Annotated in this window: 24 protein-coding genes and 1 pseudogene; 11 read left to right on the top strand and 14 right to left on the bottom strand. The window is 43.4% G+C overall.

Annotation, left to right across the window (positions count from 1 at the left end):
- Window positions 1-116 precede the first annotated feature (116 nt).
- Window positions 117-680 carry a DNA-3-methyladenine glycosylase I gene (locus V7R88_RS01245; protein ID WP_128467921.1) on the bottom strand — a complete coding sequence of 188 codons (564 nt, stop codon included), beginning with the start codon at window positions 678-680 and terminating at the stop codon, window positions 117-119.
- A 167-nt stretch (window positions 681-847) separates the two neighbouring features.
- Window positions 848-4,801 carry an MMPL family transporter gene (locus tag V7R88_RS01240; protein ID WP_214334725.1) on the bottom strand — a complete coding sequence of 1,318 codons (3,954 nt, stop codon included), beginning with the start codon at window positions 4,799-4,801 and terminating at the stop codon, window positions 848-850.
- A gap of 180 nt (window positions 4,802-4,981) precedes the next feature.
- Here V7R88_RS01240 and V7R88_RS01235 point away from each other — a divergent pair, with 180 nt between their 5' ends.
- A complete protein-coding gene (locus V7R88_RS01235) occupies window positions 4,982-5,554 on the top strand; it encodes a TetR/AcrR family transcriptional regulator (RefSeq protein WP_003643718.1) in 573 nt (190 codons plus the stop codon).
- Window positions 5,555-5,810: 256 nt separating this feature from the next.
- Here the strand turns inward: V7R88_RS01235 and V7R88_RS01230 are convergent, their stop codons facing one another.
- Entirely contained in the window at window positions 5,811-6,503 is a 693-nt protein-coding gene (locus V7R88_RS01230; RefSeq protein ID WP_003641867.1) for a GTP pyrophosphokinase, read from the bottom strand.
- A gap of 44 nt (window positions 6,504-6,547) precedes the next feature.
- Window positions 6,548-6,853, bottom strand: a complete 306-nt coding sequence (locus tag V7R88_RS01225) for a hypothetical protein (RefSeq protein ID WP_003641866.1) — start codon at window positions 6,851-6,853, stop codon at window positions 6,548-6,550.
- A gap of 256 nt (window positions 6,854-7,109) precedes the next feature.
- On the opposite strand from V7R88_RS01225, the gene V7R88_RS01220 reads away from it, so the two are divergent.
- Window positions 7,110-8,075 (top strand): IS30 family transposase, encoded by a 966-nt coding sequence (locus V7R88_RS01220; protein ID WP_033609918.1) that lies wholly within the window; start codon window positions 7,110-7,112, stop codon window positions 8,073-8,075.
- 13 nt (window positions 8,076-8,088) lie between these two features.
- Window positions 8,089-8,580, top strand: a pseudogene (locus V7R88_RS01215) (IS30 family transposase); the annotation flags it as partial.
- Here the strand turns inward: V7R88_RS01215 and V7R88_RS01210 are convergent.
- On the bottom strand, window positions 8,577-9,974 hold the full coding sequence (locus tag V7R88_RS01210; protein ID WP_338816313.1) for an FAD-binding oxidoreductase: 1,398 nt from the start codon (window positions 9,972-9,974) through the stop codon (window positions 8,577-8,579). The pseudogene V7R88_RS01215 and the gene V7R88_RS01210 overlap by 4 nt on opposite strands.
- 272 nt (window positions 9,975-10,246) lie before the next feature.
- Here V7R88_RS01210 and V7R88_RS01205 point away from each other — a divergent pair, with 272 nt between their 5' ends.
- Entirely contained in the window at window positions 10,247-11,278 is a 1,032-nt protein-coding gene (locus V7R88_RS01205; protein WP_338816311.1) for an LCP family protein, read from the top strand.
- Window positions 11,279-11,432: 154 nt separating this feature from the next.
- On the opposite strand, the gene V7R88_RS01200 is transcribed toward V7R88_RS01205, so the two are convergent.
- Complete coding sequence (locus V7R88_RS01200) at window positions 11,433-11,687, bottom strand: hypothetical protein (protein WP_003641863.1); 255 nt, start codon at window positions 11,685-11,687, stop codon at window positions 11,433-11,435.
- A 228-nt stretch (window positions 11,688-11,915) separates the two neighbouring features.
- Here V7R88_RS01200 and V7R88_RS01195 point away from each other — a divergent pair, with 228 nt between their 5' ends.
- On the top strand, window positions 11,916-12,227 hold the full coding sequence (locus tag V7R88_RS01195) for a hypothetical protein (protein ID WP_069137200.1): 312 nt from the start codon (window positions 11,916-11,918) through the stop codon (window positions 12,225-12,227).
- 152 nt (window positions 12,228-12,379) lie between these two features.
- Here the strand turns inward: V7R88_RS01195 and celB are convergent, their stop codons facing one another.
- The 3 genes from celB to V7R88_RS01180 all read right to left on the bottom strand — a co-directional run bounded on the left by celB (window position 12,380) and on the right by V7R88_RS01180 (window position 15,106).
- Window positions 12,380-13,705: a PTS cellobiose transporter subunit IIC gene (celB, locus tag V7R88_RS01190; protein ID WP_214334728.1), complete on the bottom strand. Its 1,326-nt coding sequence runs from the start codon at window positions 13,703-13,705 to the stop codon at window positions 12,380-12,382.
- A gap of 301 nt (window positions 13,706-14,006) precedes the next feature.
- On the bottom strand, window positions 14,007-14,738 hold the full coding sequence (locus V7R88_RS01185; protein ID WP_003641860.1) for a MurR/RpiR family transcriptional regulator: 732 nt from the start codon (window positions 14,736-14,738) through the stop codon (window positions 14,007-14,009).
- Window positions 14,739-14,818: 80 nt separating this feature from the next.
- Window positions 14,819-15,106, bottom strand: a complete 288-nt coding sequence (locus tag V7R88_RS01180) for a hypothetical protein (RefSeq protein ID WP_003641859.1) — start codon at window positions 15,104-15,106, stop codon at window positions 14,819-14,821.
- 165 nt (window positions 15,107-15,271) lie between these two features.
- On the opposite strand from V7R88_RS01180, the gene V7R88_RS01175 reads away from it, so the two are divergent.
- The 5 genes from V7R88_RS01175 (at window position 15,272) to V7R88_RS01155 (ending at window position 18,898) form a co-directional block, all read left to right on the top strand.
- Window positions 15,272-15,976 (top strand): response regulator transcription factor, encoded by a 705-nt coding sequence (locus V7R88_RS01175; RefSeq protein WP_013355145.1) that lies wholly within the window; start codon window positions 15,272-15,274, stop codon window positions 15,974-15,976.
- The gene (locus V7R88_RS01170; protein WP_063732009.1) at window positions 15,963-17,345 is read left to right on the top strand and encodes a sensor histidine kinase; all 1,383 of its coding nucleotides are present in this window, start codon (window positions 15,963-15,965) and stop codon (window positions 17,343-17,345) included. The genes V7R88_RS01175 and V7R88_RS01170 overlap by 14 nt, the downstream gene beginning before the upstream one ends.
- A 252-nt stretch (window positions 17,346-17,597) precedes the next feature.
- Entirely contained in the window at window positions 17,598-17,849 is a 252-nt protein-coding gene (locus V7R88_RS01165) for a hypothetical protein (protein ID WP_003641854.1), read from the top strand.
- Between the two features lie 40 nt (window positions 17,850-17,889).
- Window positions 17,890-18,195 (top strand): hypothetical protein, encoded by a 306-nt coding sequence (locus tag V7R88_RS01160; protein WP_011100949.1) that lies wholly within the window; start codon window positions 17,890-17,892, stop codon window positions 18,193-18,195.
- Window positions 18,196-18,250: 55 nt separating this feature from the next.
- Window positions 18,251-18,898 (top strand): hypothetical protein, encoded by a 648-nt coding sequence (locus tag V7R88_RS01155; protein WP_214334729.1) that lies wholly within the window; start codon window positions 18,251-18,253, stop codon window positions 18,896-18,898.
- Window positions 18,899-19,029: 131 nt separating this feature from the next.
- On the opposite strand, the gene V7R88_RS01150 is transcribed toward V7R88_RS01155, so the two are convergent.
- Window positions 19,030-20,391, bottom strand: a complete 1,362-nt coding sequence (locus tag V7R88_RS01150) for an Nramp family divalent metal transporter (protein WP_033608073.1) — start codon at window positions 20,389-20,391, stop codon at window positions 19,030-19,032.
- 203 nt (window positions 20,392-20,594) lie between these two features.
- Complete coding sequence (locus V7R88_RS01145) at window positions 20,595-21,284, bottom strand: TetR/AcrR family transcriptional regulator (protein ID WP_214334730.1); 690 nt, start codon at window positions 21,282-21,284, stop codon at window positions 20,595-20,597.
- A gap of 184 nt (window positions 21,285-21,468) precedes the next feature.
- Between V7R88_RS01145 and V7R88_RS01140 the strand changes: the two genes are divergently transcribed.
- On the top strand, window positions 21,469-21,909 hold the full coding sequence (locus V7R88_RS01140; RefSeq protein ID WP_003641849.1) for an Rrf2 family transcriptional regulator: 441 nt from the start codon (window positions 21,469-21,471) through the stop codon (window positions 21,907-21,909).
- 294 nt (window positions 21,910-22,203) lie between these two features.
- On the opposite strand, the gene lpdD is transcribed toward V7R88_RS01140, so the two are convergent.
- The 3 genes from lpdD to V7R88_RS01125 form a co-directional block, all read right to left on the bottom strand.
- The gene (gene lpdD, locus V7R88_RS01135) at window positions 22,204-22,614 is read right to left on the bottom strand and encodes a gallate decarboxylase subunit LpdD (protein ID WP_015825081.1); all 411 of its coding nucleotides are present in this window, start codon (window positions 22,612-22,614) and stop codon (window positions 22,204-22,206) included.
- A gap of 2 nt (window positions 22,615-22,616) precedes the next feature.
- Window positions 22,617-23,180: a UbiX family flavin prenyltransferase gene (locus V7R88_RS01130; protein ID WP_060599262.1), complete on the bottom strand. Its 564-nt coding sequence runs from the start codon at window positions 23,178-23,180 to the stop codon at window positions 22,617-22,619.
- A 395-nt stretch (window positions 23,181-23,575) separates the two neighbouring features.
- Window positions 23,576-25,324 (bottom strand): hypothetical protein, encoded by a 1,749-nt coding sequence (locus V7R88_RS01125; RefSeq protein ID WP_214374377.1) that lies wholly within the window; start codon window positions 25,322-25,324, stop codon window positions 23,576-23,578.
- Window positions 25,325-25,590: the final 266 nt, after the last annotated feature.

Below are 25,590 nucleotides of genomic sequence, written 5' to 3'. Positions count from 1 at the left end.
CAATCGCACTTATACCAAAACATATTGATTTTAATAAAAACCAGCGCCTGACAGTTGTCATCGCGCTGGTTTTAAATTGACGGCTCACTTACTCACCGCGCCAGGAATTAAGCGCGTTAGGCCGGTAAATTTTCTGGAGCAAATGGGCAGTCGACCACGTGATCATTAATGAGACCAGTCGCTTGAAGATAAGAATAAATGGTTGTCGGCCCGACAAACTTAAAGCCGCGGCGTTTCATCTCTTTAGACACTTGTTGCGCCAAGTCGTTTGTTGCCGGAACCTCATCGATTGACGTCCACGCCTGGCGTATAGGCTGGTTATCAACAAACGCCCATAACCAAGTGGCGAAGTCTTCCCCGGCCGGCCAATCTCGGATCACACGAGCATTGTTGATCGTTGCCATTAATTTCTGGCGATGCCGAATAATTCGGGCGTCGGTTAGTAGTCGCTCAACATCGGCGGTCGTCATAGCGGCCACCTGGTCAACATCGTAATCCGCAAAGTCTTCATTAAAAGCCGCCCGCTTATTCAGGACGGTCTGCCAGCTCAATCCTGCTTGATAAGTCTCCAAGCACAATAGTTCAAAAAGTCGCTGCTGATTATGTTGCGGCCGCCCCCACTCGTTGTCATGATACGCTTGCATTGCTGGTGATGAATCCGCCCATGCACATCGTTGCATTAAAAACATCTCCTTACTGCCGCTTTCCACCCCGGCTATCTCATACGCCCAGATTAAAACGAACACTGGTTTTAAAATTTAACTGTCGCTCTAAAAAAAGCGCCGTCCAACTTGAATCGTTAGACGGCGCCAGTTGGTTACACTTATTATCGCATAACCGACTTATTTTATTGACGATTTCGTTTCGTCTGCTTTTCAGCAGTGGTTTCGTCTTCCATACGATCGGTCAACGGATAAGTTAACCGAATCAAACTTGGAATAATCGTTGGGATGGCGAATACCAGGATAATCAACCCGATAATCACAACCATCGCCACTTGGATCAACGTCAAGACACCGGATGGCATCAAGGCGGCGAACGTCCCACTCAAGATCAAGGCAGCGGATAAGACCACGGCCCCAATGACGGCGGAAGCTCTGACAATTCGAGTACTTGGTGTTGCAGCCGAATTATCAAATTCACGATACTTCATCATCAAGAAGATACTGTAGTCGACCCCAAGGGCAATCAACATGATGAACCCGAAGAACGGTGTGTTCCAAGTTAACATGCTTTGACCCAAGAACCAGTTGCTCAAGATCCGTGTAATACTCAAGGACATAATGTAAGCCAATAACAAAGTCCCTAAGATGTAGAACGGTTGTAAGACAGAACGCGTGATAACCATCAAGGCAATCAAGATTCCGACTAACATAATTGCAGCGGTCCGAACGAAGTCACTAGAAGCAATTGCTTGGGTATCGTTCGTTTCAGACGTTTGACCACCAATCGCAATGGTGGCACCATCTAACGCAGTTCCCTTCAAGCTGTTCGTTGCTTGCTTTTGAATTGCCGTTACTTTATCCATCGCTGACTTCGAACTTGGATTTTCATTCAAGACGATTGTTAACTTCGTTGCGTGGTTGTTACCAGACATGTAAGCCTTCAAAGCAGACTTGTAAGTCTTACCCTTCAAAGTGCTCTTTGGCACGTAATACGTCTTCGCAGCCGCGGAATCCTTTAAGCCAGTCAAGTAGCTGTTAGCTGAGCCAACACCTTTGTTGATCGTCTTAGTCCCGTCGCTGGCAGTCTTCAAACCATCTTGGAGCGTCTGCATCTGACCTACTAAGCTTTGGATACTGGTGTACATTTGTTCATTACCAGAGGCCACTTGCGAGGCACCACTGTTAAGCTTACTTACACCACTTACCAAGGTTGGTACTTGCGAGTTCAAACTTGCAGTCCCACTGGCTAATTGTGAAGCACCACTATTTAACGTTGAAGAGTTGGCAGCTAATTGGTTAGTCCCAGAATCAAGCGCACTGATGGCACTCGTTAGCGTTGGAATTTGCCCTTGTAAGCTTGTCAAACCAGTTGACACTTGTGATGCACCGCTATTGACTTTAGTTGCACCAGTCGCAGCTGTTGAGACGCCATTGGTATACGTATTTAGTTGTGATGCTAGGGAACTTGCCCCACTTTGAAGTTGGTTCAAGCCAGTAGTAATTTGTTGAGATCCATCTACCAATCCATTGGTACCGTTTAAACCAGATTGAATCTGTTGCATCCCACTAATCGCAGATTGCAGCTTTGAAATAACTTCCAAAGAACCATTATTGGCCTCCGTTGATTTTTTAGCTAATTGTTGCAAGTTAGATAGTTGCTTCAATTCACTACTCAATGTCGAGAGTGTACTCAACTCCTTGGTTAAGGTGTCACCTGTCTTACTCATTGCTACTAAATCATCTTGCAGCTGCTGTGCACTTGTCTGAGTTGAGGTAATACTTGATGACATTGAGGAACTTGCGCTATTAACCTTTTGAGTAATTTGTTTTCCGACGGCAGTTAACGCAGCAGTTAATGCAGCAGTCTGTTGAGTAGTTAATGCAGTTCCACCGTTCTTATTAACAGCATTTACCACCGTCTGAATATCATCGTTACTTAAACTAACATCTTCAGAACTTGAGGCCACTTTTTCCAAAGCAGTTAGCGCCTCTTTTAAATTAGCTGCATCGGTTTGAACAGCCTTACTGTTGTCCGCCAGAGTCGAAGCAGTTGTTGTCATTCCACTAATATCTGGTAGCGAAGTCGAGCTAGTAGACAGCAACGGTTTCATTGCCTCATTTAATTGCTCTAAACCTTTTTGTAAGTCATTTAATTTTTGTGTATTAGCAGTACTTGTCGCATCTGAGACACTAGAGTTAACACTGGTCTGCATTTTTTGAAGACCGGCTGTTAACGCAGATGCACCAGTTTGCAGTTGTGAAACTCCAGAAGTTAAAGTTCCAGTTCCACTAGAGATCTTTGTTTTATACCCATTCAGGGTATCTAACCCAGAACTCAAAGTATTCGTCCCACTAAACAGACTATTGGCACCTGTAGACAACTGATTAACGCCACTAGCCAACGTTCCAGTCTTACTGTTCAACTGGTTCAAACCTTTATTGACCGTGTAGACACCATTAGTATAAGTAACTAATCCACTCGCTAACGAGCTCGAACCACTTGCCAACTGACTAGCTCCACTTGAAAGGGTTCCAGTCTTACCATTTAAAGTATTGAGCCCTGATGAAACTTCATCCGCCCCATCCGCCAACTTCTTGGCCGACTTCGCACTATCCGACATATTGGCACTCTTCAATTTACTATTGGCGCTATCTAACCCACTACCAATCTTAGTTAGCCCTTTGCTAGCAGACTTCATCCCACTAGTGACGGTGCCTAATTGGTTGCCAACGTATAATTGATCGATTTGTGAGCCACCGGGTTGGGTGACAGACGCCACGGTTTTAACACCCTTAACTTTTTGTAATTGTTTCGTTAAGCTGTCGATAACCTTTAAGTCTTTTTCATTATTTAAAGCATGATCCGTCTTGATATATAACGTTGACGGTTCAGCCGTCCCCTTGGAGAAGTGATCCTGAACAACTTGGAAGCCTTTCTTCGCAGGAATCGTGTCATTTAATTCGGCTAACGTATCGTAGTTTAATTCATTGTTGTACGTTAGGATAAACGGTAATGAGACACCTAAAACAACGACTAAGGCAATGATTGGGTAACGAACTGATGACGCTGCAATGCCGTGCCACATCTTGCTCGTACTACCGCCAGCAAACTTCTTCGTTGGCCAGAATAACCGTGGTCCTAATAATGCCATGAAGAATGGATTCAACGTTAACAAGACGAGCAATAGGATGGCGACCGCAATGGCAACCCCAACCGCTGACTTGTAAATCGAGAAGTTCGCTAACCCGAGGGCACTAAACCCAATCAATAGTGACGATCCACTGTATAGGATCGTTCGTCCGGCAATCTTTAACGCGCGCCCAGTCGCGGCGACCGGACTATCGCCATGACTGAGTTCTTCTTTGAATTGATCGAACAGTAGAATATTGTAGTCGGTCCCAATCCCGAACAAGACCACGACCATAAAGACTTGGGTAAAGTTCGACAATGGAAAGTTAAATTTATTAACGAGGTTCATCACAACGCTCAGCGAGATAATGAACGACACCCCAACTGACAACAGTGACACTAACGGCGTAATCGGCGAGCGGAAGACTAACGTTAACACGATGAAAATGAAAATAACGGTAATAATTTCAGTCTTCTGAATCCCCGCTTCCGTTTCCTGAGTGAAGTCATCATTTAAGATGTCACTCCCCGTCACGTACGTCTTAACCCCAGCCGTTTTGGCACCGGCCGTAATATTCTTGGTCATGTTCGCGACGGTCTGGTTCTTACCAACCATTAATTGTAGTAATTGGGTGGATTTGTCTTTTGAAATCAATTGCTTTTTGGCAGCAGCATTATCACTGGCAGCCGTCATTGATTTCACGTGATATTTTGATTTTTGCACTTTGAAGCGTTGAATCGTCCCATCGATTGCTTGCTTCTGGTCACTCGTTAACGGTGAATCACCATTATTGAAGACCACCACCACTTGGCGCGTATTATTTTGATTACGCCCCCAATGATTCTGAATGACTTGTGCGACTTGACTTTTAGCACTACTTGGCAACTTGGTCTGGCCCTTATCACGTACCAGACTGCTGATATTTGGCAGGAAGATGATGGCCGCTACCATCACAACTAGCCAAACAATCGCTTGGATTGTAAAACGTCTACGGCTCCCTTTCACGTTATATCCCTTCCCTAATTCAGATTCTTAAAACGACATCGTGACATTTAATCAACAATGTGTTTAAATAATAACAACATGTTAAATGAAAACCGGTGTAATTTCAACCAACAATTTTCATAAAATCGTCATTAAATAAACAAACAATAGTATATTGTTCAAATAATGAGGTGAACTTCAGTGGTAGGTACTAAAAACAACCGTCGTTCGCAAATGACCGAACGCCTAATTCAAGATAGTCTAATCAACTTACTTCAACATCAGTCGCTAGATGAGATTACGGTCACTGCTGTCTGCAAGGCCGCAGATATCAACCGGGGCACCTTTTACGCCCATTATGAAGACGTCAAAGATTGCATGCAGAAGATGGAACAAGATGCCACGGAAGAACTGCTAGCTGTTATTGATAAACATCTTAATCCCGACTCTTTACAAGCCATTCTGACGGGAATTTTTGAGGTGGTTAAAAAACGCCACGCCGTTACTTCCTTCATCTTAACAACCGACCAGGATTTTCTGATGAGCTTTATCGCAACAACTAAGCGTGAGATCTTAGCACATAACCAAGCTGAGATCACTGGTATTGGCAATCGCGAAAAAGAGTACATGTTTGAGTATTATCTCAATGGTATCGTTGGTGTTGTCCGTTATTGGTTAAAAACAGGACTACATGAATCACCGGAAGAACTGGCCAGTTTTATCAACGACTGGTGGTACCGGGGAAAACCAGTCAAAAATTTGGCTGAACACTGAATTTAACCCCACTATTCGATTGTTAGTTTAATTAATCTAGCTATTCCCATTAAATTAATTATTATCAATATGCCTTGGAAATTATCTTGCATATTAAAAGTAACATGAACCCTTTAATTGCAAAAGCAATCTAACTTCTTAATTACTTTCTTCTATAATAAGATACCAGTCATGTGCATGGATGGACTTGATTCGCGTCAAGAAAACCCCAAAATGCCCGATTATTAGCAATTACCTGCTGATAATCGGGCATTTTTTAGACTTCTTTTGGGGGCGTCTTAGGTTCATACATCCGTTGCTTGATATCGTCCATTTCCTGATCCAGCTCCGTAATTAACTGCGCCTTCTTAGTCAATGACGCTCGCAATGCGTCCTGATGCGGAACGTTCTTCTTATAATTTAATTCATGCTCCAACGACGCCCAAAAGTTCATGGCAATCGTCCGTACTTGTAGTTCGACCTCAATGATGCTCGGCCCATCAACAGTGTAGACCGGCACCCCGAGGATTAAATGCAAACTCTGATAGCCATTAGCTTTAGGATGATGAATATAATCCTTCACTCGTAATACTTTAATGTCAGCCTGAGTCGCCAATAAATTCTCGACTGTCTTGACATCGCTTAGGAAACGAACAATCAACCGGATACCCGCAATATCATGCAAATTATTAAACACCGCATTTAATGTTAACGGTAAATGCTTACGTTGCATCTTACCAACAATGCTCTCAGGCGACTTGATCCGGGACTGCTTGCTATCAATTAACGCGTAGCCGTAACGAAGCTCATACTCTCGACTAATATAATCTAACTTATCTAAAACGAGCTTCATCGCAACTTCATAACGTAACGAATAAGCTTTCAACTGATCAACAGCTTGCAAAAGTTCCGGGGGTGCTGGCAAAAGCTGATCATTATCTGCACTTGCTTGGGAATTTGTTGTGCTCAATCAATATCGCTCCAATATAAGACTCTATTCTCTCTCAATCTACCTTAACGGATCGTAATGGTCCACTCACGCGCAATTTGGTCATACGCAATTTGGTGCGCATCTTCACCAACTTGGTAAGCTAAGTGTCCGTCAACATCTGCAAAATCACTAGGAATCAGGCCGCGGCCCTCTAACACGTTCAGGTGACCAACGACCATGCGATCGGCCAAGAAATTCTCAAATCGCTGCCAGAAACTTTGAAAACTGGCGAAGTCATGCACATCAAAAATCTCGTTGCGGAGTACTTCGGCATCAAATTCAATTCGGATTCGCGCACTCTTAGGTATCACTTGGGGCCTCCTTCGCATCGGTTAATCCACATTGCACATTCTTAGTGACTCATTAACCAACAACTTATTTTTGGGACTATCTCAATAATAAGACACGATGACCAAGTTACGCAATATCTGACCAACAACTGCTATCAAAACTTAAGCGCTTTGTAATCGTTGGGTTAATTGATTTTACGTTTCGGGTCCCGGTTTGTAAAATTAAGTTAGAAATTTAAAAAGCCATTTGTGATAGACTTTTGAGTGTCAAAATCAAAAGAAAGGCTGATCACAAATGACCTATACTCATCTTACCATAGACGAACTTGCCACAATTTATTCTTTTTGGAAACTCGGTAAAAAGGCTTATCTAGTGGCCCCAGCGCTCCATCGGAGTGCTGAAACTGTGTATCGTATTTATCGGTTTCTTGACGCTGGCGGTACGATTATTGATTACCAATGCCACTATCGAAAGCATAAACAACATTGTGGGCGTAAACCAATTCAACTACGCCCTGATGAACTGGCCTATATTCAAGCCAAAACTCAAGCTGGTTGGCAACCAGATACCATTATTAATCGCCAAGAACGGGCTTTCAGCTGTGGGGTTCGAACCCTTTACCGCCTTTTCAAACGCGGTGTTTTGGGGTTGTCGACCAAAGATTTACCGATGCACGGCAAACGGCACCCTAATGGTTACATTGAACGCCGTGGGAAAGCGGGTCAATTGGGCAGGGATTTAAAGAATCGTTATCAGGACTATCCTAATTTTAATCAAGAATTCGGCCATTTAGAAGGTGACACGGTTCAAGGTAAAAACCATCAGGGTGCGGTAACCACGCTGGTTGAACGACAAACTAAGGTCGCAATTGTGCTGAATTCGCATACCAAGTCGGCACACGATGTCAATCGTAGTTTAGCAGGATGGCTTTCGAAGCTGCCACGACACCTATTTAAGTCAATTACGTTTGACAATGGTAAGGAGTTCGCCGGTTGGCGAACCATTGCTAACCAATTTGATTTAAATATTTACTTTGCCGCTGTCGGAGCACCCAATCAACGTGGTTTAAATGAGAACACCAATGGTCTGCTGCGTAAAGATGGTTTACGTCACAATCTTATTATGGACCAGCTATCAGATAGATTTGTTCAAGCAGTTGCCAGTCGACGAAACCACATCCCACGAAAAAGTTTGGGTTACCAGACACCTCTGGAAGCATTCATCAGTCAGATTACAGATGAACAGTTAAAAAATTTCTAACTTAATTTGACAATTCGGGCAAGAATTCGGCCATTTAGAAGGTGACACGGTTCAAGGTAAAAACCATCAGGGTGCGGTAACCACGCTGGTTGAACGACAAACTAAGGTCGCAATTGTGCTGAATTCGCATACCAAGTCGGCACACGATGTCAATCGTAGTTTAGCAGGATGGCTTTCGAAGCTGCCACGACACCTATTTAAGTCAATTACGTTTGACAATGGTAAGGAGTTCGCCGGTTGGCGAACCATTGCTAACCAATTTGATTTAAATATTTACTTTGCCGCTGTCGGAGCACCCAATCAACGTGGTTTAAATGAGAACACCAATGGTCTGCTGCGTAAAGATGGTTTACGTCACAATCTTATTATGGACCAGCTATCAGATAGATTTGTTCAAGCAGTTGCCAGTCGACGAAACCACATCCCACGAAAAAGTTTGGGTTACCAGACACCTCTGGAAGCATTCATCAGTCAGATTACAGATGAACAGTTAAAAAATTTCTAACTTAATTTGACAATTCGGGGGTTCAAAATATTCATCGGGTCAAAGAGTGCTTTGATCTGATGTTGCAACATATCAACATCTTCGCCTAATTCGGCATTGTTCCATTGATTTTTCAACATTCCGACTGCGTGTTCACCCGAAATCGTCCCACCAAGTGCCAGCGTCTTCTTAAACATTTCTTGTAGCGCAATAATGATTTTTTCAGGCACTTCGGTTACCGACGTTGGCCACACTAAGGTCGGGTGCACATTGCCATCACCAGCATGTCCAGCCGTGTAAATGTCAACGTCCAACCGCTTGGATAGGTCTTGAATATAGTCCATCAATGGGGCTAGTTGCGATAATGGTACGGCCATATCTTCCATAATATGGTTCTGACCTGCAAAAACTGCCGGTAACATGTCGCGTCGTAATTGTTCGAGGGCTGCCTGTTCTTTAGGCTCAGTCGTAATCGTGACATCGTTCGCGTGTTGTTCAGCTAGTAACTGCTTCACGACCGCCATGCTATCCTGACCACCATTATCAAGCTTAAAGATCAACATCGCCGCACTATTCTTAGCATAGTGCGTCTTTTCGTAACGATCGAGCGCCGCAACCGTATTGCCATCCAATGCCTCTAGCATCGTTGGATAAACACCGGAGATTCGAATCGCCGTGACTGCTTTAGCCAAGGCTGTCATATTATCGAAAAAGGCGACGCCCATCACGGGGGTCCCTAGCGGAATCGGCAACAGTTTAACGATTACTTCGGTAATGATTCCTAACGTGCCTTCCGAACCAATCATCAATTGCGTTAAATCATAACCAAAGGCCTGCTTTAGCGTCCGACCGCCTAACTTAACTTCGCGACCATCGGCTAAAACGACCTTAACGCCTAAGACATTGTCCTTAGTAGCCCCATACTTGACCGTACTCATCCCGCCGGCGTTTGTCGCCACATTACCGCCAATCCCAGAGATGGGCTTAGAACCAGGGTCCGGCGCGTAGAACATACCCTGCTTGCGTGCTTCTTTATCCAGATCACCGTTAACGACGCCGGGTTCAACCACGGCGATGGAATCAGCCTTGCTAATTTCGATGATTCGGTTCATCTTGGCGGTTGAAAGAATCAGACTGTCCGTTAACCCGTCCGCACCGATAACAGTGCTCGTTGTTTGGTCTTGGGGAATCACTGCGATGTGGTATTTACGGGCCGTTTTCAACGTTCCTTGAATGTCCTTGGTCGTATGTGCTTCAACATAGGCTAAGGCAAGGCCACTATCGTCATCGGTCAACCGCGGACTGAAAGAGTATTTTTTCAGCGTCTCCTCGTCAGTGAAGACCTGCCCGTCAGTGACTTGCGTTGCTAAATAATCTAAAACTTCTTGGTTAGAAAATGCGCGAAAGACTGTCAAATTACCAAACCTCACTTCATATATTTAAGTTCACTGTCAGTATAAGCCAAGAATCCGTTTTCTGCCGTAATACTGTCCGTAAGTGACCGCTCCTAATTTGCTCAGTTTCCAATCTAATTCTTTTAGGTGGTATCTATTTTTTAAATTAAGTACACTCAAAATAAGTATTTTCCGGGATCGTACTGACCGGGTATGCTAGAAACAGTGATTTCAAGACAAAGACGTTATCCGGGGAACCATCTTAACGCCTTTAATTAAGGGAGGATTTGAACATGCGGCATTCAGCATCTTCAAAATTACGGCCAGTGTTAATTGCGGTCGGCATCATTATCGTTATCGTATTCGTGGCGATTGGCTTAATTATTCGCCAGGCACAGGCGCGCTACCAGTCGACGATCTATACGGGAAACAGCAGTACTAAAATCGATACGACTAAGCCACTCAGCATCTTACTACTAGGTGTTGACACCGGGGCAGACGGTCGTATTGATAAGGGAAATTCTGACACCATTATGGTCGTTACGATCAATCCGCAGACCAAGAAAACGCTCATTACCAGCATTCCACGCGATTCATTAGCAGAAATGGTCGGTGATCAGGACACAAATGTTCAAAAACTCAATGCCGCTTACAATATTGGTGGCTCCAAGATGGCCAAGGCTAGTGTTAGCAAGCTATTCAACGTGCCTATCGATTACTATGCAACTATCAATATGGGCGGTCTCAAACAAATCGTGGATGCCGTTGGAGGCGTGACAATCACTAGTCCACTCAACGTTTCATTCGACCACATCACAGTAACCAAGGGCAAACACCATCTCAATGGTAAACAGGCGCTATCTTATACACGGATGCGTTATCAGGACCCCCGGGGCGACTACGGCCGTCAATTACGGCAACAACAAGTCATGCGGGCGGTTCTCGCCAAACTCGCCGAGACTAAGACCTATAGTCGCTACAATCAATTACTCACTTCACTGAAGGGTAATTTACAAACTGACCTTAGCTTTAACGACCTCATTGGGTTAGCGACGCATGATCGTGCCAATATGAAACACATCCAGTCGACTCAAGTCATTGGCTCACCCGCTTGGATTAATACGAGTTCCTATCAGATTTTAAGTACGAAGACCTTGCAACAAACGTCGGACCGCCTTCGGACCCAACTGGAGCTCAGTACTGAGACCCTTACCAACATGGAAACCAAGCTAAATGCCAAGAATACCGTGTATGACGGCAAAACCAATCTCAATTATGACACCCAAGGTTTAGATAAAATCACTTACAGTGATAATACCAAGTGATCTTTTAATGATAATCAGGCGTGCCACTGAAGCATTATAGCCTTCAGTGGCGCGCCTGATTTAGTCCTAGCCTAGTTAAAATTGATTGCTGCCATTAGTATTATTGGTTGTTGATTGCCTAAAGTATCACAGTTACTGCTTGTCTGTCACCGTCTTAGTGCACCCAGCCAGCAAGTTGCGTCACCAGTCCCCCGGTATCGTCGTTAAACTCATATTTGATATTCCCCCGGTCAGCAACGGCCTGGTGCTTGTTCACCTGTAAATCACTCACCCGAACCGTTAACTCTAACGGCTTAAAGTTTTGAACTGAGCGAATCCAGACATAGTCTGCCAGTCGTTGTACTTGCACGAAGAAATACCGTTCCGTCGTCGTTGTTAAATCAATCTGTTTTAAAATTCCCGTTTCCATTCGTGCCGCACCCCCTCGTTATTTTCACCACTTAATATACGTGCTGAAACGCGTTCCAGGTCAAGGGGGAACACTCAAATATTTTTAATTGAAAGTTTGAATATTACATTTTAATAACAGTAAGCGAAAAAACTAGTCAAATTAGTCAAACGGTTGTACTATGATTGATGATAAGGTTATTTAAGTCAACGATAACTCGTTAAAACCATCCAAAGGAGCAATCTCATCATGAGCCAGCCCAACACCCTGCATCCGCAAGCGTATTGCTACTACATTGAACTGACTGGTTCCGAACGGCCTGATTTACTCACCGCGCTAACTACTAGTGAGCAAGCATTGGGCGATTGGGAACCGGTTCAAGCAGCTAAGCTACCAACTTGGCGCTTATGGACTGACGCTAATGCCGACACGATTCGCTACACCGTTGCACACGTCATTGCCCGTAGCGCTTTACCGCAAAACGCTTATTGGCTATTGCAGTACAAGGGTACTGACCATGGTCATCCCCGGATGTTACACCCACAATTTCATACCCGTTAAAAAAAGGCGAACCCGGCGACAATTCTAAGTCACTTGGTTCGCTTTAATTCGCACTTGCTTCTCAAAAGTCGACATTAAAATACCACCATCAACCGACTTTCAACAAATCGCTAATGGTGGTATTTATACGATTACTACATTAATGATTTAACTTAAGCTTCGACCGTTTCGCCAGCAGCTTCTTTAGCAGCAAAGGTCTTTTCTTCCTTAACCTTATCACGATCCAAGGCCTTGAAGAAGAAGTAGTAGATGGCACCATCGATCACAATATTAACAATTTGTAATACCGCACCTGAGATGTGCATCGTTGCTAAGTAACCAGAGATAATTGGCGGCGTGGTCCAAGGAACCATGACCCCAACCGTCTTCGCAACTAAGCCCGTCGACATTGCAATGTAAGTCGTCGTAACGTTAACTAGCGGTGCCAAGATAAATGGTACGGCAATCCGATAGTTCATAACGATTGGTAGCCCGAAGACAATTGGTTCATTGATATTGAACAATGCAGGTCCGATAACCAGCTTACCTAATGTCTTGAACTCAGCACTCTTTGAGACAAAGGCAATCATAAATGCCAATCCCAAGGTCGCACCGGAACCGCCCATGTGGACAAAGTTGTCGAAGAATTGTTGCGTCACAACGTTTGGTAAAGCCTTACCAGCCTTAAGCGCTTCCGCGTTTTGAGACATCGCAGCTAACCAGATTGGTTGCATGACCCCAGAAACCACGTTGGCACCGTGAATCCCGAAAATCCAAAGAATACATACAACGAATTCAGCAACCAAGGCCCCTGGTAACGTGTTACTCAACAAGCCTAATGGTTTAGCTAAGACGAATGAAATCACGTTAGGAATACTCTGCATTGGTGATGCTTCAACAGCCAACCGCAGTAACCACATCAAGAATAAGATGACGAAACCGGGTACTAAGGCTGCAAACGAGTTGCTAACTGCCGGTGGCACGCTATCAGGCATCTTAATCGTCCAATTGCGATGCACCATGAAAACGTAAAAATCAGTAATAAACAACCCAATCAGTAGCGCCGTGAATAACCCCGCCGAATCAAGTTGGGTTAATGGTACCCACAGTGCTCCTGCCTTATCGGTGTTTAATGGAATCGTTAAGAACCAAGCGCCTAACGAAACAATTGAGGCAGAGATTGGATCGACTTTATAACTCTTTGCCAAGTTATAAGAAATCCCAATAACCGCAATCAAGCCCATGATATGGAACGAGGCGTTAGTTGGATATTGGACGATTGTTGCCCAATTCGAACCAAAGGTATTGGCCATAAAGGTCTGATAACCCTTGATAGGGAATTGCGCAATGATCATGAAGACCGACCCGATAATAATCATTGGCACTGCCAATGTCATCCCATCACGTAAGGCAATTAAGTGACGAGAACCAGCAATCTTGCCAAAGAAAGGGACAAGTCGGTCATTAACAAAGCTCGACTTGTTATTGTTTTCGCTCATGTCGTGACCCCCTAAAATAATTTGTTGTGCATATTCATTTAACGAACATTCTCAAACAATCAGAATAATTTAAGTAAGCTAACGGTCAATCAATAGTTAACCGTTTACATAAAATTGAGTTAGTCCGTTACAAAGTAGTCCTGTCATCTGACATTTGTACCCATGAATGCGCTTCCTACAAAATTCATTATACCTGTCATTCTCAAAATGTATACCCTTTCACTCTAAAATGGGTGTTGTTCCATCCATCGGAATTTGTTCTATTTTTAGAACATGTTCCAAAGATTGGTTTGAATTACCTTTACGTTAATGGCTGAATAATCATAGCTAATTGTTCCAGATAATAAACGACGGGCAACTGGGACAAGGTGCTACCACCACTGATTGCTTGAACTTCCGGGGTATCGTAAGTTAACACCACGTCCGCAATCCCAGCTAACGTCGAATGACTGCTAGCGGTAATAGCGACCACCTTCGCGCCACTCTGCCGATAATAAACGCTTTGTTCAATAATATCTTCAGACTCTCCAGATACTGAAAGTGCGAAAAAGACGGTATCCGATAAATCCTGTTGCTGAACCGGATGGGGCTGACTCGTATCACTAATCATCAAGCTATATAAACCAAAGTTAGCGAATAAATGGCTGCCATACGCGGCCAGGCCAGCACTCGTCCCTGACCCAATCAGTACGACCATTCGAGCTTGATGAACCAGTTCTGCGACCCGATGAAGTTTAGCCGTGATATCAGGTAAGTTCATGCGGTCAAAAAACGTCCGCATCGGTACAACTGTCTGAGCTAACGGTTGTGTGGCATCTTGCCGTAACTGTTCTTTTAATGTGAACTTAAATTCTGCGTAGCCATCATAGCCCATGTGCTTTAGAAAACGCAAAATAGTCGTTGCTGAGACGTGACTATGGTCGGCCAATTGTCGAATCGTCATAGTACTTACTTCAGCGGGATGACCCACAATATACTTATAAATTTCAATTTCCAAGCGGTTTAACTGTTGGACCTGATCGTACGAAAACATTGACTCACCCCGTCACTATTGATTAATTGGTCTATCATTAAATTAATATGACCATTAGAATTTATAGGAACAAATTCCGCTTATTGATCGCCCCACCGACCATCGATCTGCGGTTTGATCTCAAGATCCTGCATTTCCAAATCACAAGTTGCTACTGCGTCAGTTAATTTAGCCGTAAATTCGGCCGTTTTATATGGCGAATCAACGGACCACGTCTTAAAGTTGGGCGTTCGATTAATACGTCCTAACGCCGCAATCGCTGGTACTTCCTTCGGATCAACGGCGGGAGCCGACTTCTTTACATTGATGTTGTAACCATAATGACCACTGTGATACAGTGCCTGCATGGCGTCACGAAAAAGTCCCATGTCACTCACTTACCTTCCATTTTCATAGTCCAATTTTAGCATAAGTCCGGTGACGCTTTCATTTAGTTCACACAGATCCATAAAAATAAGTCAAAATATCGGAAAAGCGTCATAATTATTCGCTATAATTAGACATAAACCAGGGTTATTGAGAGGAGCATAACATTGAAAAACACGATTTTAATTGTTGAGGATGAAGGCAGTCTATCTGGCTACTTGACTAAAGAACTACAATTTGAGGATTTCAACGTTTTGGTAGCGGCTAACGGTTTGGCAGCTATGGAAACCTACCAAGCGCATCAAAACGAGTTGCTCCTCATCCTGCTAGACTGGATGTTGCCAAAACTTGACGGTATGGAAGTTCTTCGCCGCATTCGCAAACACGATCAAGTACCAGTCATTATTATGACCGCTAGAGATTATGTCGGTGATAAAGTCGCCGGGTTAGATAATGGTGCCGACGACTATATCACCAAACCATTTGAAATCGAAGAATTATTGGCCCGAATCCGGGTTATCCAACGACGCATTGAAAATCAAGTTGAACCCAATCAAGTCTACCAACTGGATGATATCCAGCTAGATACCAAAGCCCACCGCGTTACTAACGGGCAGGAAGAAGTTACCTTAACTCACCGTGAATATGATTTGCTGCAATTCTTCCTCGCTCATCCCGACGAAGTCTTTACCCGTGATGACTTGCTTGACCAGGTCTGGGGCGCCGACTTTCTCGGTCAGCAAAATGTCGTTGACGTTTATGTCGGTTATTTACGTAATAAAATCACGACAACCGGCGCCTCCCCACTCATTCAAACAGTGCGCGGCGTCGGGTATAAACTAAGGGAGCCGATGTCTGATGCCCAAAAATAACACCACTCCGACCTATGAACAGCTGATCAATAAGGCCATCCGCCGACTAATGCTGACAATTACGTTGTTGGTTAGCTTGATCACCCTTCTGATGGTCGGCACTCAGCAAACGATCAATACGACTAGGGAAGCCCGTGACTTGATGAGCAGTCTTAACCAGGCGAATATCAAAGACGTCCCCAGTTTTATTCAATGGAACAATACGACGACACGCAATACGAAACAACCGGCATTTATCCGGGTAACCACCAAGAAAGCAACCTTGACGACCGCCACTAAAACGAAGCGGACGATCATCACTACCCCATCGTCCAAATCGTTTTTCACCAAGCAACAGACTAAGCTAGTAGGGCCGTTAGTCTACGTTCGCGGATTTGGTTTCTTCTTATCTTATAGTGAAAAAGATGGGCATAACACTTACCAACTATGGGTCAGCTTAAGGCGATTGTTCAACAGTCTGCTTATTTTGATTCTGCTCATGCTGGCTGTCACTTGTGCCGCCCTGGCATTGGGGACTTGGTGGGCCCATCGTTTAGCACTGCGACTGAGTGACCCAACCATTAAACTGTTACACGCAACCAAGTACACATCGAACAATCCAGATAGCGACCAGCCCACCTTAGACGTGCCTGCTAGCCCCCGCGAGATCAACGACCTCGGTCGGGCCTTTAATGAACTATTGGTCACGCAAAATCAACGATTGCAGCATGAGCGTCAATTTATTTCTGATGCTTCACACGAACTGCGAACCCCGATTGCTGCGATTCGCGGTAATCTCAGTCTAATCAAGCGGCGGGGTGACGCCCACCCCGAAGTGATTCCAGAATCATTACAGTTTATTGATGAAGAATCACTAAGAATGCAACATCTGATTGAGAACCTACTTCACCTTTCACGAGCTGATCGCGCTAAGCTAGTCTTAACTGACCAAGACCTATCACTATTAATGTTGTCACTGGCTGAACATTACCAGCCATCAATTGATCAACCATTGACGCTCGCAATTGATCCGAACATCCACGTTCAAGGTAATGCGGAAATGTTACAACAAATCGTTGTGGCCTTACTCGATAATGCCCATAAATACTCGCCACATGATCAACCGATTACCTTGAGTTTGCACCAGACTGATCAAGCAGTCGAACTAGCTGTAGCCGACCATGGTGAGGGAATTCCAGACGACCAAAAACAGGCTGTCTTTCAGCGTTTTTACCGCGTTGACCAATCTCGGTCACAAGCAATCGAAGGCAGTGGCTTAGGCTTAGCAATCGTTCAACAGTTAGTTACATTGAATCAGGCCACCATTAAAATTACCGACAACCAGCCATCCGGGAGTGTCTTTACGGTCAGCTGGCCAATTTCAAAATAGTACTACCAAGCTAGTTTTAGGTCGCCTCATGCACCTAAAACTGGCTTTTTTAAGGCAATTCAACACTTGTCATCACCCTATTTATCAGTATCTAAGTCTGAATCTAAGAATTTCTTAGATAAAGTTTATGGAAAGTCGATAGTTCCCACGGCGATATGCCGGTAAACTATAGTCATTCAATTAAACAAACCAACTTTAAAAATTAACTCATAAAAACAGAATGACTCACAACAACTAAGGAGCTATGTAGATATGTTATTAGATACTGATCCAAAAATTAAAAATATCACCGCCGTTCAATTGGTTAAGGTGACCTACCCACTGGTGATTGCGAAAACTGAAGAGGGCGAATTCGTTAAAGTCAAACTTAGTGATGAACAACTACAAGATCCATTATTCTGGGACACGTTAAAAAACATCCGCCGTTCGCAATTATGGGTCCCACTTGGTCGTCACTTCCATCAACTACTCTCTAACGACTGGTTAATGCCAGCTGCCCAATAATCATTCACTAATAATAACAACTAAAAGGAGTTCGATTATTATGAAAAACACATTCAAAAAACTAACCCTTACTTTAATGGCTGCCGGAACCCTCTTTGCAACTTCCGTTTCCGCCTCTGCTGACACGACGACAACAAATCCTGAAGTGACCTCCACCACACTCGTCAACAAGGTTACTCGTGATACTAAACTCGCAACGGGTACTACGACCCACCAGTCGAAACATGATTTAACACCGCAGCCGACTAAGCTAGCCGTTAAATCCACCCAAAATCAAGTGTTAGCAACCATTGATGCTAGTAGCCAAAGTATCACTAAGATGAAGTATCTCACTAACGCAAAGTAGTCCTGCCACCCTCAATTCCCGCCCCGTCACTTAAACCCTTAAAGGAGGCCCCGCGATGAGTCAGCTGACTAAGGCCATTACCCGCCAATTACAACGTCAATATGCCGAACCAGTTCTGAAAGATTTAAATGGCAACTGGTATACCGGGGCCGATGTTTTAGAAGACCTCGCACTGTGTGAAACTAGTCTGCAACAACAGAACGTGCATGCCGGACAAGCCATTCTACTGAGCCCCGCACAAGTCGTAACGATTCCGGGATTGTTGCTCGCCAGCTGGCAATTGGGACTGACGGTCACCCTGACACCGCCTAGCCGCCAATTACCCGAGCTGGCGCCTCAAATCTACGCCGCCATGGTTTATTCCCCTAGTCAAACGAACCAGTTAGCAACCAAATTAGATCCCCATGAAATCAGCGTTTTAACGCTAATTCTCAATACGGCGCCTAATTTTGCTTACCTGGTTCACGACCACGCCCAACCGTTGACACGCCGCAGCCAACCGGACCTGATTCTACCAGCCAGTCAACTCCAGTTCACCCAGCCTCAACTACTTAAGATGGCTGAGCACGGTCAAACTAACGCACACGTTCACGATTTATATAACCTTGAGACCGGATTGCTCCCCTGCCTCACGGATCTCATCACTGCGACCCCGTTTACCATCATACCAACTAAGCAAGACTGGCCATCCAAAGTCGGTTAAGCGCCAATTACTGGTACGTATTAGCACTTGGCGCTTTGAATTGGTATCTTGCATTGCAGCTGTTCCCAAAACACAAAATGAGCTTTCCAGGAATTCTTTGCAATCCCTGGAAAGCTCATTTTAATGTTTGATTATTTAACCAGACCGATAGTCTGTAAAATAAGGTAAATGTTTAAGATGATTAGAATCACCGTCACGATCCAAGCCGTCCACTTAACCCAGACACGGTTGGTGAAGTTCCCCATCAGCGCCCGATTACTCGTGAACATGACTAGCGGAATCATGGCAAATGGTAACGCGATACTCAGGAAGACTTGCGACATCGTCAGCAGATCTTCAATTTTCGCTTCATTGCCATGATAATAAATCGCAAAAGCCAACACTGGTGTAACCGAGATTAACCGAGTTAGTAACCGTTGTGCCCAGAGTGGCATCTTCAAACGGATAAACCCTTCCATGATAATCTGACCAGATAACGTCCCCGTAATCGTAGAACTTTGACCAGAAGACAACAGCGCAATGGCAAAGAGCATACTGAGTAACGGACTCGCAATCGAGCCAACGACCTTACTATCGCCAAGTGCATTGTACAAGTCAACGAACCGGCCAAGATCCCCCTTAGTTCCAAAGAACAGTGCGGCGCCAAGAATTAATAGCAAACTATTAACAACGAACGCGACTGACAATTGAATATTGGAGTCGATTGTCGTGAACTTAACAGCCTTGGCAACTTCTTTTTCGTCACTCCGGTCAACTTGACGTGTTTGTGAGATTGATGATCCCAAGTACAAGTTATGCGGCATAACGGTTGCCCCAACAATTCCGAGTGCTAAGAATAGCATAGAACGGTTGCTGACAATCCGACTAGTTGGGACATACCCTTTTAACATTTCTGGAATATTAGGTTGTGAAATAATAACTTCATACAGGAAGACGAAGAGAATCACGGCAACCAGCGTTGCCACAATTGCTTCGATTTTCCGGAAACCAAGTTTCATTAATAATAACAGAATCAAGACATCGGCAGTGGTAATCAAAATACCGACAATTAATGGAAATCCGAATAATAACTTCAAAGCAATCCCAGAACCAATGATTTCAGCAACATCGGTCGCCATAATCGCTAGTTCAGTAATAATCCAGAGAAAAATCCCCATTCCTTTTGACGTTCGTTCCCGCGTCAATTGTGCTAAATCTTTACCCGTCACAATTCCCAGACGAGCGGCCATGGCTTGTAGCAACATGGCAATTAAACTTGATAACAGGATCACAGAAAGTAATGCATATTTGTACTGTGATCCACCTGCGATTGATGTAATCCAGTTCCCAGGATCCATGTACCCAACTGCAACTAGTGCACCCGGTCCAGTGTAGGCAATTAAAGTTCGCCAGAAGCTGGCATCCTTAGGGACCCGGACACTCCCATTGACTTCGTCCAAGCTCTTACTATCGGCACCCGTTGAATGAATCGCCTTTTCTTCGGCAGCTTTCATCTTAGCGTGATCCTTCGTTTTTGCTGATTTCATTATGAAACCCTCTCTTCTATTGGTTTAGAATTCAGGTTGTGGACTACTACGTGATCCTCAACAGTGCGTCCCCTTAATTGAGCACTCACTTTAATTCCAATTGGTAGTATAGCACCATTAACCTATTAGTCAACTATTATTAATTATTACTTTGGCATCCCTAAAGCTTGTTACGACGCGGTATTATCATCTTGTAAGGGGATTCTCCGTGGGCTCAAACCATTAACTAAAAAATCACTGAGATAGTGAATCAATTGCTCATCACTCAAATCATCCAGTTGTGGGTAGAGAACCTGTTCGACTAAATATCCCCCAATGGTTGAAAACACCAATTGTAAAATCATGCGATTCGGCCAATCAACTAATTCTCGAGCGGCTTTCAAGCGATCCATCGCTTCATTCGCCTGCGCCAAAATGCTAGGTGAGACCATCCCTAAGACGGCCGCTCGATCCTGAGCATTATTGAAAAATTGGGACAAAATGACGGCTAAGGAGGCTCGGTTACGTGTGACAAATGCGACCCGATCGCGCACAAGGGCGACAACAAATGCTTGCAAAGTCTGGTTAGGACTATCTAAAACTGCTTGGTCCAAAGTGTTCAACATCGTTGGCAAAATATTCTGCACAATCGGCTGCATAATGACGTCCAGAATACCGTTCTTATTAACAAAATTATGAAATAAAGTTCCTTCAGCGACACCGGCCTGCTCTGCAATCTCCCGAGTGCCAACTTCTTCATAACCTTTTTCTGCAAATAAGTCGAGCGCGGCGGCTAAAATTTGCCGTTGGGTCCGGGTAATACGACCATCCTTCCCCAATGAAGCCGCATAATAGGCCTGGATGGTTTCAATTTCACTCATGATGATAAGCTCCTTTTTTGCAGTAACTGCTCAATTTTGGCATTTACATCATAACTGATTCGGTCCCCCAAAACAACCATCTTTATAAAAGTTACATCATTAGCTTTACTAAACTCGTTAATTGCTTTTATAAGTGGATTTATTTATAATCATAGTAACCAATTAAGTTACAGGAAGTGATTATATGCGTGTTTCAACCCGCTTTAGCGACTCGATCCATTTACTGGCCTACATTAAAATTTACGCAGATACTAAATTAACAAGTGACGCCATTGCCCGCAGCATTGAAACTAGTCCAGTCGTTGTTCGCCGATTGATGAGCAAGCTTCGACAAGCCGGACTAATTACGACAACGCCCGGTACTGCTCAACCGGCACTCGCCAAACCTTTAAGTCAAATTTCACTGCTCAGCGTCTTCTACGCAATTGAGGGCGATAAGCCGCTACTCGCCGTCGATCCTAAGACCAATCCGGATTGTATTGTTGGTGGCAATATTCAAACCGTTCTGAAACAATACTATCAAGACGCGCAAACGGCGGCCGAAGCACGGTTAGCTAAGACTAGCTTACAAGACGTGGTCGATAACATTTTAGTGGAACAAGCAAAGAAAGATGCCCACAAATAAGCTGCCAGATTAGCTGACGGTGTGCGATTGTGGAAGCCAGCGCGCATGTCGATACTAAAGTTATAATTCACCCTGCAAGCCACTCCGTTTAAATACAAACATGCTAGTATGTTTATGCCTAACTTAGACAAAAAATTGCACTTCAGAATCAACATCTGAAGCGCAATTTTTTTGTTGAATTATTTCATCTAGTACAACTTTAATAACAATAAACGGCCAGCTCGGTGCATATTATCCAGCAATAGGGCGAAAAGACAATATTGCGCTGTTTTCGACACCCCATGCGTCACGAATCTACCGCGGTTGCTCATCTTGTCCATAATATTCTGGCTTTTCAGCCTGGACGGGATGGGCCTGTAACCAGCTAATAATCTGGCGGCTGAGGTCATCCGTCATTGGTGCCGCAGCTGCTATTTGTGCTTTAGTAATTTGGTTGACATGAATTCCCGCAGTAATTGTACAGCTTCCAGCTAGATAACGCTGAATCCGCTTGGCCATTCGTTCCGAAATAAAGTTATCTTTATGGAAGCGACCATCATGGCTGGGAAACTTAACCGTTTCGGGAACCGTGCTGGCAGTTAGTGTGGTCACGTCACCAATATGGGGATTGGTCCCACCGGTAACGACGATCAACAAGTCATATCCAATCACTTGGAGTGTTGCTTGCATTTGATACCCGGCCTGCTCAGTCGTAAAAGTTGCCATACTTAATCCCCCTCCCAACGGCGATCAGTTTCATTATGAATATGAAACGCATCTAAAATTTTCATGGTTTGATGATTGACCAGATCCTGAATGGATTGCGGATGATTATAAAAAGCGGGAATCGGTGGAATAATTTGGGCACCGAGTTTTGCCAACTTCGTTAGATTTTCTAAATGAATCATGCTTAACGGTGTTTCACGTGGAACAATCACAAGTTTACGTTGTTCTTTAATCGTGACATCAGCAGCCCGCGATATTAAATTATCACCGAAGCCGTACGCAATCCCCGCTACCGTCTTCATACTAGCTGGGACAATGACCATTCCGTCATTTAAAAACGAACCGCTGGCAATCGCTGCGCCTTGGTCATTAGCCCGATAAGTAGCATCCGCGAGCGCCGTCAACTGCGCGAGCGAGTAATCAGTCTCTAACTCTAAGTTTTTTTTAGCCCACGCACTCATTACCAGGTGAACTTCAACATCTGGCCGCTGATGTAACTTTTCTAATAAGTCGACCGCGTAAATCGTACCGGACGCTCCCGTGATTCCCACAACAATTCGTTTCATGACAACATCGCCCCGTTTCTACAGATTAATAACATGTGATCCAATTAAGTCTTCATCCTTATATTAACCTGCACTATCGGTTGAAACAAATCGAGTTTTGACTGGCTAATATTCTTAAATAGAATATTAGCCACTAATAAAGAGGGCTGATTACGAGTCAGACGTAATACAGCTTGCCTACTTAACTTGACGATGAATTGGCTATTCATTCCGCGACGAACCAATTGTTTCATCATATTAACTACAAAGAATATATCCATCAGTTTAAATGTTAAAAGCCAACTAATGGGTGAACTAAAATCAAACAAATACATTATTAATACATAAATACACTCCAATTATTTACTAGTTAAGTCAATTTTTTGAAAGAAAATCAAGTTTTCCTTGGAATCGTTTTAATTGTATTTTGGTTTAAAACAGTTAGTTGCTAGATAAACCAGACTACCAATGAACGTAATGCCCGTTAGCAATAACAATCCAATGTGTTTGGACTGACGAGCTATAGAGACATCAATATAAGAGTCCCCGGCCGGTAAAGCTGTTTTTAATTGTCCCTCAGAATATTTAAAGTTCTTCTTTTTACCATTGACCTTAACCGAATAATTTACATTTTTATAGCCAATAACAGGTAACTTAACTGATTTCATATTCTTCTGATGATATTTAAAAGTTACTAGTTGATCATTTGCAAATGTGTTTTTGAACTTTTGAGAATTATTAGCATCAAATTGCACAGTTTTTTTGGTTGCACGTGATGCTGTGGCAAAATTAAGCGCAGCACTCACTTTCTTCAAAGACTGAACAGACTCAGCCTTTTTAATATGGTAATCAGGCACTTGTGTATCGACTAATCGCTTTTGGTAGTTAGCATTAGTTAAATATTGATTTCGACGTTGTTGTGCAAGTGAATTGGACTTCGATTGTTTCAGTGCCCAGAAATAATTTTGTTTAGTTTGATTATGAGCAGATATTACGCCACTCATGCCAACTGTGATTAAAGCAAAACTGATAAAAAGAGTCGTTGAGTATGAGTGCCAGTTAATTTGGACTAAGAACAAGATAGAACCAATCATGAGTAATAACACGACAATGGTTAGAAAACGCATTGTAAATTGAAATAAACTTACTGGGGTGTTAGCTAAAAAATCACCATCAATCCAGTTCTGTGATAACACCCAAATACTTGCGGCACCAATGATCCAATAGCGCCATGAACCTGTTTGATTTGAAATTAGCTGTGAAATTAAGTAGAGAAAAATAAAGGTCACTATAATACCTAAATGAGCCCCTCTAGCTAACTCTCCAATGTTATTAGTTAACATGCGATTCAAACTCGTTAAAGGGTCCAGACTAATAAGCAGTCGAGCAGGTGCTACCATCTTATTGTGTAATAGCCAGTCAACAATATTATATAGGGAATAACTTGACATAATTATACTGATAAAAGCGCCGATTAGTAACTGAAGCAACTCATGCCAAGATAGATTTCGACAAAGTAACCTAATAATTTCAAGAAAACTAATTAAGACTGTAAATAGCACTAATGAAAGGATGTGGGAATTGGCAACTAGACCCATACCTATTGCAAGGACTATTGTGCCTTGTTTTTTTCGATTCCAAATCTGAAACAATCCCAACATAATCAAAGGTAGAAATGTATAGCCGAGCGCTTCCCCAAGTGCCACACGAGTATACATTAGCTGAAGATGATAAGCACTAAATTGATAGATAGAGACACTTAACAAAATGATTAACCGATTACGAGTCAATGATTTTGCTAGCCAGTATGAATTAAGGATTGTAAAAAAATTCATCAACCAGAAACCAACAGCTAGTGCAAGCATGGGGTTATCAATAATGAGCCGAGGTATTATATAGATTAACAAAGTTATCCAGGGATACATCGCATTCATCGCAACCCCTTGATTGTTAAAGCCGATGAAGTTGATGAGGCTCGGAGCCCGTCCGGCATTAAATGCTTGATATAATGATTCCAGGCGGGCCAGATGAACACCACCGTCATTACTGAGTTCAAAGAAATGTCCACTAAAGGCTGGATAAGTCGAAATGAGAGCCAATAGAGAAATAATTATTAATGTTAAGGTTGCTTCGAAGTAACGACTATTTTTCATTTTGAGAAACATGCGTAGCCCTTCCTTAGCTAATATGATTAATATATCCAAACTAGTGTAACTAAGTCGAAAGTTACATTAATAGTTTCTTTGTAAAGAATACACCCGGTTAAATTCAATAGAATCAGCGGGCTGAAATACTTTTATTGGGAACAAGTTAAACTAAGACGCAATATTGATACTATATCTTGCTGAATGTTACTTGTAATTATTTTCAAAAAAGAGGCTCACGACTGCCTCAAAATGAGAAGGTTCGAGTCTCTTTCTATGCGCTATAA

This window comes from Lactiplantibacillus argentoratensis (assembly GCF_037290055.1).
In the GTDB taxonomy this organism is placed as follows: domain Bacteria; phylum Bacillota; class Bacilli; order Lactobacillales; family Lactobacillaceae; genus Lactiplantibacillus; species Lactiplantibacillus plantarum.
Note: the sequence above shows the minus strand (reverse complement) of the source record. Positions and strands in the feature narration are given on the sequence as shown.

Bases quoted from the DNA above. Each gene is read 5' to 3' on its own strand.
- V7R88_RS01205 (WP_338816311.1), top strand. From the start codon at position 10,247: ATGCGGCATTCAGCATCTTCAAAATTACGGCCAGTGTTAATTGCGGTC.
- V7R88_RS01140 (WP_003641849.1), top strand. From the start codon at position 21,469: ATGCGTGTTTCAACCCGCTTTAGCGACTCGATCCATTTACTGGCCTAC.
- V7R88_RS01195 (WP_069137200.1), top strand. From the start codon at position 11,916: ATGAGCCAGCCCAACACCCTGCATCCGCAAGCGTATTGCTACTACATT.
- celB (WP_214334728.1), bottom strand. From the start codon at position 13,705: ATGAGCGAAAACAATAACAAGTCGAGCTTTGTTAATGACCGACTTGTC.
- V7R88_RS01145 (WP_214334730.1), bottom strand. From the start codon at position 21,284: ATGAGTGAAATTGAAACCATCCAGGCCTATTATGCGGCTTCATTGGGG.
- lpdD (WP_015825081.1), bottom strand. From the start codon at position 22,614: ATGGCAACTTTTACGACTGAGCAGGCCGGGTATCAAATGCAAGCAACA.
- V7R88_RS01150 (WP_033608073.1), bottom strand. From the start codon at position 20,391: ATGAAAGCTGCCGAAGAAAAGGCGATTCATTCAACGGGTGCCGATAGT.
- V7R88_RS01170 (WP_063732009.1), top strand. From the start codon at position 15,963: ATGCCCAAAAATAACACCACTCCGACCTATGAACAGCTGATCAATAAG.
- V7R88_RS01125 (WP_214374377.1), bottom strand. From the start codon at position 25,324: ATGTTTCTCAAAATGAAAAATAGTCGTTACTTCGAAGCAACCTTAACA.
- V7R88_RS01185 (WP_003641860.1), bottom strand. From the start codon at position 14,738: ATGTTTTCGTACGATCAGGTCCAACAGTTAAACCGCTTGGAAATTGAA.
- V7R88_RS01155 (WP_214334729.1), top strand. From the start codon at position 18,251: ATGAGTCAGCTGACTAAGGCCATTACCCGCCAATTACAACGTCAATAT.
- V7R88_RS01220 (WP_033609918.1), top strand. From the start codon at position 7,110: ATGACCTATACTCATCTTACCATAGACGAACTTGCCACAATTTATTCT.
- V7R88_RS01180 (WP_003641859.1), bottom strand. From the start codon at position 15,106: ATGGGACTTTTTCGTGACGCCATGCAGGCACTGTATCACAGTGGTCAT.
- V7R88_RS01200 (WP_003641863.1), bottom strand. From the start codon at position 11,687: ATGGAAACGGGAATTTTAAAACAGATTGATTTAACAACGACGACGGAA.
- V7R88_RS01165 (WP_003641854.1), top strand. From the start codon at position 17,598: ATGTTATTAGATACTGATCCAAAAATTAAAAATATCACCGCCGTTCAA.
- V7R88_RS01160 (WP_011100949.1), top strand. From the start codon at position 17,890: ATGAAAAACACATTCAAAAAACTAACCCTTACTTTAATGGCTGCCGGA.
- V7R88_RS01130 (WP_060599262.1), bottom strand. From the start codon at position 23,180: ATGAAACGAATTGTTGTGGGAATCACGGGAGCGTCCGGTACGATTTAC.
- V7R88_RS01225 (WP_003641866.1), bottom strand. From the start codon at position 6,853: ATGCGAAGGAGGCCCCAAGTGATACCTAAGAGTGCGCGAATCCGAATT.
- V7R88_RS01245 (WP_128467921.1), bottom strand. From the start codon at position 680: ATGCAACGATGTGCATGGGCGGATTCATCACCAGCAATGCAAGCGTAT.